Annotated in this window: 8 protein-coding genes; 4 read left to right on the forward strand and 4 right to left on the reverse strand. The window is 66.9% G+C overall.

The genetic code is table 11. The annotated features are described in order from the left end of the window. The 4 genes from B0W88_RS26350 to kduD form a co-directional block, all read right to left on the reverse strand. A partial coding sequence (locus tag B0W88_RS26350; protein ID WP_077037568.1) for an ABC transporter ATP-binding protein occupies positions 1-765 on the reverse strand: 765 nt, incomplete at its 3' end. Between the two features lie 5 nt (positions 766-770). Continuing rightward, positions 771-1,625, reverse strand: a complete 855-nt coding sequence (locus tag B0W88_RS26355) for a carbohydrate ABC transporter permease (protein WP_077037561.1) — start codon at positions 1,623-1,625, stop codon at positions 771-773. Positions 1,626-2,256: 631 nt separating this feature from the next. After that, a complete protein-coding gene (locus B0W88_RS26360; RefSeq protein WP_077037562.1) occupies positions 2,257-3,144 on the reverse strand; it encodes a carbohydrate ABC transporter permease in 888 nt (295 codons plus the stop codon). A gap of 60 nt (positions 3,145-3,204) precedes the next feature. After that, positions 3,205-3,966 (reverse strand): 2-dehydro-3-deoxy-D-gluconate 5-dehydrogenase KduD, encoded by a 762-nt coding sequence (kduD, locus tag B0W88_RS26365; RefSeq protein WP_077037563.1) that lies wholly within the window; start codon positions 3,964-3,966, stop codon positions 3,205-3,207. Between the two features lie 170 nt (positions 3,967-4,136). Here kduD and B0W88_RS26370 point away from each other — a divergent pair, with 170 nt between their 5' ends. The 4 genes from B0W88_RS26370 to B0W88_RS26385 all read left to right on the forward strand — a co-directional run. After that, positions 4,137-4,475 (forward strand): cupin domain-containing protein, encoded by a 339-nt coding sequence (locus tag B0W88_RS26370; RefSeq protein ID WP_077037564.1) that lies wholly within the window; start codon positions 4,137-4,139, stop codon positions 4,473-4,475. A gap of 170 nt (positions 4,476-4,645) precedes the next feature. Continuing rightward, a complete protein-coding gene (locus tag B0W88_RS35240; RefSeq protein ID WP_077037565.1) occupies positions 4,646-7,369 on the forward strand; it encodes a TonB-dependent siderophore receptor in 2,724 nt (907 codons plus the stop codon). Positions 7,370-7,571: 202 nt separating this feature from the next. Then, on the forward strand, positions 7,572-9,392 hold the full coding sequence (locus tag B0W88_RS26380) for a glycoside hydrolase family 28 protein (protein ID WP_077037566.1): 1,821 nt from the start codon (positions 7,572-7,574) through the stop codon (positions 9,390-9,392). Next, positions 9,389-9,963, forward strand: a 575-nt coding sequence (locus B0W88_RS26385) for a GDSL-type esterase/lipase family protein (protein ID WP_083749086.1), incomplete at its 3' end; no start/stop codon positions are given. The genes B0W88_RS26380 and B0W88_RS26385, both read left to right, overlap by 4 nt.

Here is a 9,963-nt window from a genome sequence, read left to right on the forward strand (position 1 = left end):
GCCGTTCGCCAGCTCGGCCTCATGGATGTTCATCTCCGGCGAGCCGATGAAGCTGGCCACGAAGGCGTTGGCCGGCCGCTCGTACAGCGCCGTCGGCACGTCCACCTGCTGGATCACGCCCTCCTTCAGCACGCAGATGCGCTCGCCCATCGTCATCGCCTCCACCTGGTCGTGGGTGACGTAGATGGTCGTGGCCGGCTCGCCGGATTCGCGCAGCGTGCGGTGCAGTTCGGTGAGCCGCACGCGCATATTGGCGCGCAGCTTGGCGTCGAGGTTGGACAGCGGCTCGTCGAACAGGAACACGTCCGGCTTCTTGACGATGGCGCGGCCCACGGCCACCCGCTGCGCCTGTCCGCCGCTCAACTGCTTCGGGTAGCGGTCCAGCAGGTGCTCCATTTCCAGCAGCTTCGCCGCATGGCGCACGCGGCGATCCACCTCGTCCTTCTTCGCGCCGCCGAGCTTCAGGCCGAAGGCCAGGTTCTCGTACACCTTCATGTGCGGGTACAGCGCGTAGTTCTGGAACACCATCGCGATGCCGCGCTGCTTGGGCGAGAGCTGGTTGACCAGCTTGTCGCCGATGCGCAGCTCGCCGCCGCTGATCGTCTCCAGCCCCGCCACCATGCGCAGCAGCGTGGACTTCGCGCAGCCGGACGGGCCGACGAAGACCATGAACTCGCCGTCGCGCACTTCCAGGTCCACGCCGTGCACGGCCTTGAAGCCGTTGGGGTAGACCTTCTCGATTTTCTTGAGGCTCAGATGCGCCACGATGCTCAACCCTTCACGCCACTGCTGGTGGCGCCTTCGATGAAATGCTTCTGCGCCGCGAAGAACACGGCCACGGAGGGGATCAGCGCGACGACGGAGATCGCGATGACGTTGGCCCAGTCCACCTCCTCGGTGGCGCCGATGCTCATCTTCAGCGCCAGCGAGACCGGGTATTTCTCCACCGAGGCGAGGTAGATCAGCGGGCCCATGAAGTCGTTCATCGTCCAGATGAACTGGAAGACGACCACGGAGATGATGGCCGGCTTGAGCAGCGGCACGATGATGTGCCAGAGCAGCTGCAGCGGGTTGCAGCCGTCGATCATCGCGGCCTCCTCCATGTCGCGCGGGATGCCGCGCAGGAACTGCACCAGCATGAAGACGAAGAAGGTGTCGGTGGCGAAGGCGCTGGGCACGATCAGCGGCAGGTAGCTGTCCAGCCAGCCCAGCTCGCGGAACATCAGGTACTGCGGCAGCCGGAGCACGATCAGCGGCAGCATCATCGTGGCCACCATGATCGAGAACAGCAGCTTCTTGGCGAAGAACTCGAAGCGTGCGAAGGCGTACGCCACCAGCACGCAGGAGATCACCGTCACGATGATGCGCGGGATCGTGATCAGGAAGCTGTTCAGGAAGTAGGTGGCGAAGGTGTACTCGGTGCTGGTCTTCCAGCCCTTGGCATAGGCCTCGAAGCCCAGGCGGTGCGGCCAGAAGCCGGCTTCGGTGAAGATCTCGGTGTTGGTCTTGAACGAGGCGCCGACCAGCCACAGCAGCGGGTACAGCATGACGATGGCGACGGCGCCGAGCATCAGGTAGCGCAGCCACTTGTTGCCGCGGTCGCGGCCCAGGATGAGTTCCTTCATTGGGTTCCTCGCCGATTCTCACGGCGCCGCGGCGGGAACACTGCCGCGGCGAGCCGGGTTGCAACGCCGTGGCCTGGGCGGCCGCACGGCTCGGCGGTGGCGGTCTCCCCTTCGGGTCGACTCCCCTGCGATGCTCGGAACCCGAGGCCGCACGCAACTCGCTGCACTACGTTCCGCTCAAACAAGGCGTGCGAAGCCAGTTCACGAAGCGCGCTGCGCGCGCGCCTCGGGCTCCTGCGCTTCTCGGCACCACCGAAGTCGCCGCGCAACCGCCCAGGCCACGGCGTTGCCGCCACCAGTCGGATTGTTCGACGAAGCATTTGCGCGCCAGCCCGCTGGTGGAAGCGAGTCTGGCCCTGCGCGTCGACGGGCGAATCTGCGCCGCTGAGGCGCGCAGGCGGCCGGCTCGGCGAGCCGAAGGCGAGCTTCGTGAACTGACTCGACGCGCCTGTCCGAGTGAGGCGTAGCCGAGCGAGTTGCGCGGCGCGAGCCGGTTGCCGAGCACCGAAGGAAGTCGCCCGAAGGGCGGCCGGCGTAGTTGAGCCCGGCGATGCGCAGGGCCGGACTCGCCAGCCGACTCCTCCGAGCATGACGATGTCAAGCCAGGCCGTGGAGGCCAGCGAAGAGAATTTCATTTCCGGCTGTCCTTCTCGCCGCTGTAGAACACCCAGTAGCGGGAGCTCCAGAAAGAGACGCCAGCCAGCCCGGCGACGAGCGCGAACAGCACCCACGACAGCGCCGCCCCATAGCCCAGGTTGAAGAAGCGGAAGCTCTGGTCGTAGATGTACAGCGCCAGCACGTAGGTGGACGACAGCGGCCCGCCCTCGGTGATCATGTAAGGCCCGTTGAATTCCTGGAAGGCCTGGACCATCTGCATGATCATGTTGAAGAAGATCACCGGCGTGATCAGCGGCACGGTGATCTTCCAGAACTGCTGCCACTTGCTGGCGCCGTCCACCTCGGCCGCTTCATAGAGCGAGATCGACACGTTCTGCAGCGCCGCCAGGAAGATCACCATCGCCGAGCCGAACTGCCAGGTGAACAGCAGCACGATGGTCCACATCGAGAAGTGCTCGTCGGCCAGCCAGGCGATGGGGCTCATGCCCACCTTCACCAGCAGCAGGTTGACGAGGCCATTCTTCGAGAAGATGAAGCGCCACAGCACCGCCACCGCGATCGAGCCGCCCAGGATCGAGGGCAGGTAGAAGGCCGCGCGGAAGAAGTTGATGCCGCGCAGCTTGAAGTTCAGCACATGGGCCACCAGCAGCGCGAAGCCCACGCGCAGTGGCACGGCCAGCACCGCAAACAGCAGCGTCACGCCCAGCGACTTGCGGAACAGCGGGTCGGCCGTCAGCAGCTCCTGGTAGTTGGCCAGCCCGGTGAACTCGGGCGGATCGATCAGGTCGTACTGGGTGAAGCTCAGCGCCAGGCTCGCCACAAAGGGAAAGAGCTTGAACAGCAGCACCCCCAGCACGAAGGGCAGCACGAACAGGAAACCCAGCTTTTTGTTCTCGTACATCTCACCGTGTCTCCGGCGGTGGCGCCCGTCTTGATGCAGGCGTCCAGCTCATCAGTTATTTCAGCGGGCCAGCCAGCCGCCGTCGACGGCGACGGTGTAGCCGTTGACGTAATCGGAGGCGGCGGAGGCCAGGAACACGACCGGCCCGGCCAGGTCGTCCGGCGTGCCCCAGCGGCCGGCGGGGATGCGCTCCAGGATCGCCGAGTTGCGGTTCTCGTCCGCCCGCAGCGCCGCCGTGTTGTTGGTGGCCATGTAGCCGGGGGCGATCGCGTTGACATTGATCCGGTGGGCCGCCCACTCGTTGGCCATCAGCCGGGTCACGCCCATCACGCCGCTCTTGCTGGCCGTGTACGAGGGCACGCGCACGCCGCCCTGGAAGCTCAGCATCGAGGCCACGTTGATGATCTTGCCGCCGCTGCCCTGGGCCAGGAACTGCCGCGCCACCGCCTGCGAGAAGAAGAACACGGTCTTCAGGTTCAGGTCGATGACCTCGTCCCAGTCTTTTTCACTGAACTTGATCGCATCCTCGCGGCGGATGATGCCGGCGTTGTTGACCAGGATGTCCACCCGGCCGCTCAGCGTCTTCGCCTGCGCCACCAGGCCTTCGAGGCAGGAGATGTCGGAGAGGTTGGCGCGCAGGTCCAGGAAGCGGCGGCCGAGGCCCTCGACCTGCTGGCGGGTTTCCTCCGGCTCGGACACATTGACGCCCACGATGTCGGCGCCGGCCTGGGCCAGCGCCCGGGCCATGCCCTGGCCGAGGCCGGTGTTGCAGCCGGTGACGATGGCGACTTTGCCGGTCAGTTGGAAGTTGTCCAGGATCATGGTGGCGGGTCTCTTTCTCGGGCTCGAACGGCAAAATGAAACAGCGTTGCTCGCTAGCCTAATGCATGTCGGGATTTTCCCGGAATCATGGTTTCTATTTAGCGAACCGCTGTTTCATTTTTCTGCGTGGTCGCTATAGTAGCTGCAAACAAAGGCTGAGGAGACGATGTATGGACGCCTACTTTGAGAATGCCGCCACGCCCTGGGAAGAGCTGGGCGACGGCATCCGCCGCAAGATCGTGGGGCACACGCCGGAGCTGATGTCGGTGCTGGTGCAGTTCGACAAGGGCGCCATCGGCACGCCCCACGCCCACGACGCGCACGACCAGATCGCCTATTGCCTTTCCGGTTCGTTCGAATGCGAAGTGGCCGGCATCAAGCGCGTGATCCGCGCCGGCGACGCCTTCATCGCACCGCGCCTCCACATGCACGGCGTGGTGGCCCTGGAAGACAAGAGCACGCTGCTCGACCAGTTCTCCCCGCGCCGCGACGACTACCTCTCGCTGTAAGAAGAAACCGCTCTCGAAGACCTGATGCTCCCCGGCCTGCTGCCGGTGTGTCCTGGATCAGGGTCTGCGTGCGGGCCCGGCCCTCTGGCCGTGCAAGCCGCACCTCACGCATTCACACCCGAGATCCCGGACACCATCCATTTCTCAAATAAAGAAGGAGACAAGAGGCCATGAGTACAAAGATCCATCTGCTGAGCGCCGTCACGCTGGCCGTGCTGAGCCTGGCAGCGCAGGCGCAGGACGCTGACAACAAGCCCAGCGCCGCGCTGGAGCGCGTGGAAGTCACCGGCTCGAGCATCAAGCGCCTGGCCACCGAGGAGGCCCTGCCGGTCACCAGCATCAAGGCGTCGGAGTTCACCCAGCGCGGCATCACGACGCTGGCCGACGTGATGATGACGCTGCCGCAGTCGATCTCGCTGGCCCCGTCCAATGCCGGCGCCGGCACCAACATCAACTTGCGCGGCCTGGGCGTCAACCGCACGCTGGTGCTGCTGAACGGCCGCCGCCTGGCCAACGAGGCGATCGCCGACGGCTACGCCAACCTCGACACCATCCCGATCAGCGCACTGGAGCGGGTGGAAGTGCTGAACGACGGCGCCTCCTCCATCTACGGCTCGGACGCCATCGGCGGCGTCGTCAACTTCATCACCAAGCGCAGCTACACCGGCTTCACGGCCACGGTGCAGGCGGTCGAGCCCGAGCGCCACGGCGGCGGCGAGGAGAAGCGCATCGGCTTCACCGTCGGCGCCGGCGACATCGACAAGCAGGGCTGGAACGTCTTCGCCACCTTCGACGCCCACCGCCGCAACCGCCTGGCCGCCTCGGACCGCGCCTTCCTGAGCGACGCCGCCGCGCTGACCGCGCTGGGCCGTCCGCCCTCGGCGGCTTCGGGTGGCAATGCCTTCCCGGCCAACGTCACCTCCACCATCGGCAGCAAGCTCACCTACAACCCGTACTACGCCACCGGCTGCCTCGCGCCCTACTCGATCCAGAGCAGCAAGACCGCCACCTGCGTGCTCGATCCGAACAACTACAACACCGCGCTGTACGGCAACTCGCAGACCACCTTCTTCGCCAAGGGCACGCTGCAGATCAACCCCGACCACGTGCTGACCGCCGAGTACACCCGCGGCGACGAGTTCATCGACAGCGTGCGCAACCCGGCCACCGCCGCGGCGATCACCACCGTCTCGCCCAGCGTGCCGGCCGCCGTCATCACCCCGACCAGCAGCAAGTACTACCCCGGCGGCTCCGGCGGCGTGCCCGCCATCGCCGCGCTGAAGGGCGAGGCGCTGACGGTCAACTACAGCGCCCCCGAGATCGCCGGCACCCGCGACAACCAGATCAACCAGCGCCTGGTGATCAACGACGAAGGCCGGATCGCCAACTGGGACTACAAGGCCGGCGTTGACATCGGCATCAGCGACCGCAAGGTCCGCCTGCACCAGGGCATCTACGACGGCCTGAAGCTCAACCAGGGCATCTCCAACGGCACGATCAATCCCTTCAGCGTCACGCAGGACGCCACCGGCCAGGCCTACCTGGACAGCATCCGCCTGGACAACGACCAGGTCCTGCGCGCCGCGCGCAGCACCTTCACCGGCGTGGACTTCACGCTCAGCCGCGAGCTGATGGCGATGGGCGGCGGCAATATGGCGCTGGCCATCGGCGGCGACGCGCACCGCGACTCCACCCGCGACGACAAGAAGGCGATCGGCACCTATGCCGTGCCGGTGGCGGCCACGCCCACCTACGCCGAGAGCTCGCGCAAGGTCTACGCGCTGTTCGCCGAGCTGAACATGCCGCTCACCAAGACGCTGACGGTCAACCTCGCCGCCCGCGACGACAAGTACAGCGACTTCGGCAACACCTTCAACCCGAAGGCCAGCTTCCGCTTCCAGCCGATGGCCTCGCTGATGTTCCGCGGCTCCGCCAGCACCGGCTTCCGCGCGCCGACGCTGTTCGACCGCTACGGCTACCGCCTGCCCGGGTCCAACTCGACCACCTCGGCCAAGCTGGACGACCCGGTCCTGTGCCCCAGCGCCACGCCCAGCGTCACCGGCTCCGGCACCGCCCTGCCCGGCTACGCCGCCAACATCGTCTGCAACGCGACCCAGCTCAAGCGCACCGGCTCCAACCCCGACCTGCAGCCCGAGAAGTCGAAGAACTACACGCTGGGCATCGTGGTCGAGCCGGTCAAGAACGCGACCGTCTCGCTGGACTACTGGAAGGTGACCATGACCGACATGATCGCCAACCTGCCCGAGTCGGCCTACCTGGCCGATCCGATGAAGTACCTGAACCTGTTCGTCCGCGACGCCAACAAGAACCTGCTCTACATCGACAACATCACGATGAACCTGGGCGGGCAGAAGGTGGCCGGCCTGGACCTGAGCATGAGCTACGTGTTCAAGCACGCCAGCATGGGCAACTTCACCTTCGGCCTGGACGGCACCTACCTGACCCAGTTCGACAACCAGATCGACAAGGGCGGCCCCTGGGTCTCCAACATCGGGCGCTTCGGCCTGGCCAGCAACGGCACGACCAGCAGCTTCCCGATCCTGTCCTTCCGCTGGAAGCACAACCTGCGCGTGGGCTGGCAGCGCGGCGACTGGTCGACCCAGGTCACCGAGGTCTTCAACTCGACCTACCAGGACCAGAACACGACCACGGTCGCGGCGGCCAACAACCACGTGATCCCCTCGTACTCGCTGGTGAACTGGACGGCCACCTACAAGGGCTTCAAGCACATCACGCTGATCGCCGGCATCAACAACGTGTTCGACCGCATGCCGCCGCCGACCAACAGCACGCTGTACAGCAACGGCTACCTGAGCAGCGCCGCGAGCCCGATCGGCCGCTCCTGGAACGGTCGCATCACCTACGAGTATTGAGGTGAGCCCCTCGCCCAGTCTTGCCCCGCTGAACGCGGGCAAGCCTGGGCGGTCCCCCGAGGGGACGGCGATTGCCCGGGCATCGAGCCCGGGCAACATCGCCAAACGGGCCGGCTTGGGGCGGCCCGGCGCTCGGCCCGGCCTGTTGCGACCACTTGTCCCCGGTGACTCGACCCATTGCGGAGCGCCATTGAATCCAAACATGTCCCGCCGCGCGCTGCTGAAGCTGGCCCCCGTCCTTGGCCTGGCCTCGCTGCCCGCCGTCGCTGACGAAGAAAGCGACCCGTGGCAGCAGGCCCAGGCCATCGTCGACCGCTTCGCCGCCCAGCCCCTCGTCTTCCGCGACGAGGACTTTCCCATCACCGCCCACGGCGCGAAGCCGGCCCGCCTGGTGCCGGCCACCGCCTGGATCTCCTTCACCGACGAGGCCGCCGTGCAGACGCCGGCGCCCGACGCCACCGACTGCTACCCCGCCATCAAGGCCGCCATCGCCGCCTGCCATGCGGCCGGCGGCGGGCGCGTCGTGATCCCGGCCGGCGCCTGGTACGTGGCCGGCCCGATCGTGCTGCTGTCCAACGTCCACCTGCATCTGCAGGCCGGCGCGCACGTCTACTTCAGCAACCGCCCGAGCGACTACGCGAAGTACGGCGTCCACGATTGCGGCCCCAACGGCAAGCTGACCCTGTGCCGCTGGGAAGGCAACGACCTGCTGAACTATTCGCCGCTGGTCTACGCCTACGGCCAGAAGAACATCGCCCTGACCGGCGAGGACCACACCGCCATCCTCGACGGGCAGGCGGGCCTGAAGTTCGCCGACGGGCCGGACTGCTGGTGGTCCTGGAAGGGCCGCGAGCGCATGGACGACGGCTCCGCGCCGCGCCACGTGCCGCACAGCGGCCGCACCGAGGTGCACCTCAACCCGAACAACCCCACATCGCTGCGCGAGGCCGCGCCGCACCTCAGCGCCGAAGAGGCCGCCTTCATCCAGGGCAAGGGAGGGAACTTCCGCCGCGACGCCGACTTCCTGCGCGCTCTGGCCGAGGCCCGCGTGCCCAAGGAGAAACGCATCTTCGGCATCGGCCACTACCTGCGGCCGCAGATGGTGCAGGTCATCGACTGCACCGACGTGCTCTTCGAGGGCTACCAGAGCACCAACACGCCCTTCTGGCAGCACAACCCGGTGGGCTGCCGCAACGTCCACGTGCGGCGTCTGCTGGCCAACAGCATGGGCCCCAACAACGACGGCTTCGACCCCGAGGCCTGCGACGGCGTGCTGATCGAGGACAGCGAGTTCAACACCGGCGACGACTGCATCGCCATCGACTCGGGCAAGGGCCCGGACACGCAGTACGGCCCGGCCCAGAACATCGTCGTGCAGAACTGCCGCATGCACAGCGGCCACGGCGCGCTGACCTTCGGCAGCATCATGTCCGGCGGCATCCAGAACGTGTATGCGCAGAACCTGGTGTTCGAGAACAGCCACTGGAAGAGCGACCCGCTGAACGTCGGCATCCGGCTGAAGTGCAGCATGAGCCGCGGCGGCTTCCTGCGCAACCTGCACATCCGCAACATCCAGATTCCCAACGGCATCCGCACCACGCCGGGCATGTACCGCGCGCTGCCCGGCTCGCTGGTGCCGGACCGCACGGTCGCCGTCTCGGCCGGCGCCGTGATCGCCATCGACTGCGGCTACGACGCCACGCTGGACAAGGTGCGCACCCGCCCGCCGATCGTCACCAACGTGCGCATCTCCAACGTCACCGTCGGCCGCGTGCCCACGCCTTCGGGCCCGCGCTCCAGCTACCAGGCCATCGTGATCCTCGGCCCGATCGCGAGCGACTACAACGGCCCGGCCCAGCCCGCGCCGCAGATCCTGCCGGTCAGCGACATCGTGGTCCGCGACTGCGACCTCGGCACGCCGGTGCTGGAGAAGCAGCCGATCTACCTCTTCAACACGCGCGGCCTGGTGCTCAAGAACGTGCGCATCGGCGCCAAGGTCTACAACGAGACGCTGTCCTCATGAGGCTCCAACTTCTTGCCCTTTTTGCCCTGCTCGCCGGTTGCGCCGGCCAGACGGAGCTGCCGCCCGTGCGCCTGATCCTCGTCGGCGACTCCACGCTGGCCCCGAACAACGGTTATGGCGACGCGCTCTGCGCCCGCCTGAAGCCGCAGGTCGCCTGCCTGAACGTCGCCAAGAACGGCCGCAGCTCCGGCAGCTTCCGCGCCGAAGGCCTGTGGGATGCCAAGGTGCTGGCCCCGCTGGCCGACAAGTCCGTCTACAAGACCAGTTATGTGCTGATCGAGTTCGGCCACAACGACCAGCCCGGCAAGCCCGGCCGGTCGACCGACCTGAAGACCGAGTTCCCCATCAACATCGCGCGTTATGTGGACGAGGTCCGCGCCGCGGGCGGCACGCCGCTGCTGGCCACGCCGCTGACGCGCCGCAGCTTCGACGGCAAGGAGGGCCGCCTGCAGAACGACCTGCAGCCCTGGGCCGACGCCACGAAGCGCATCGCCGCCGAGAAGCAGGTGCCGCTGATCGACCTGCTGGCCGCCAGCGGCGCGGCGGTGCAGGCGATGGGGCAGGCCGAGGC

The organism is Pelomonas sp. KK5 (genome assembly GCF_001984095.1).
Lineage (GTDB): Bacteria > Pseudomonadota > Gammaproteobacteria > Burkholderiales > Burkholderiaceae_C > KK5.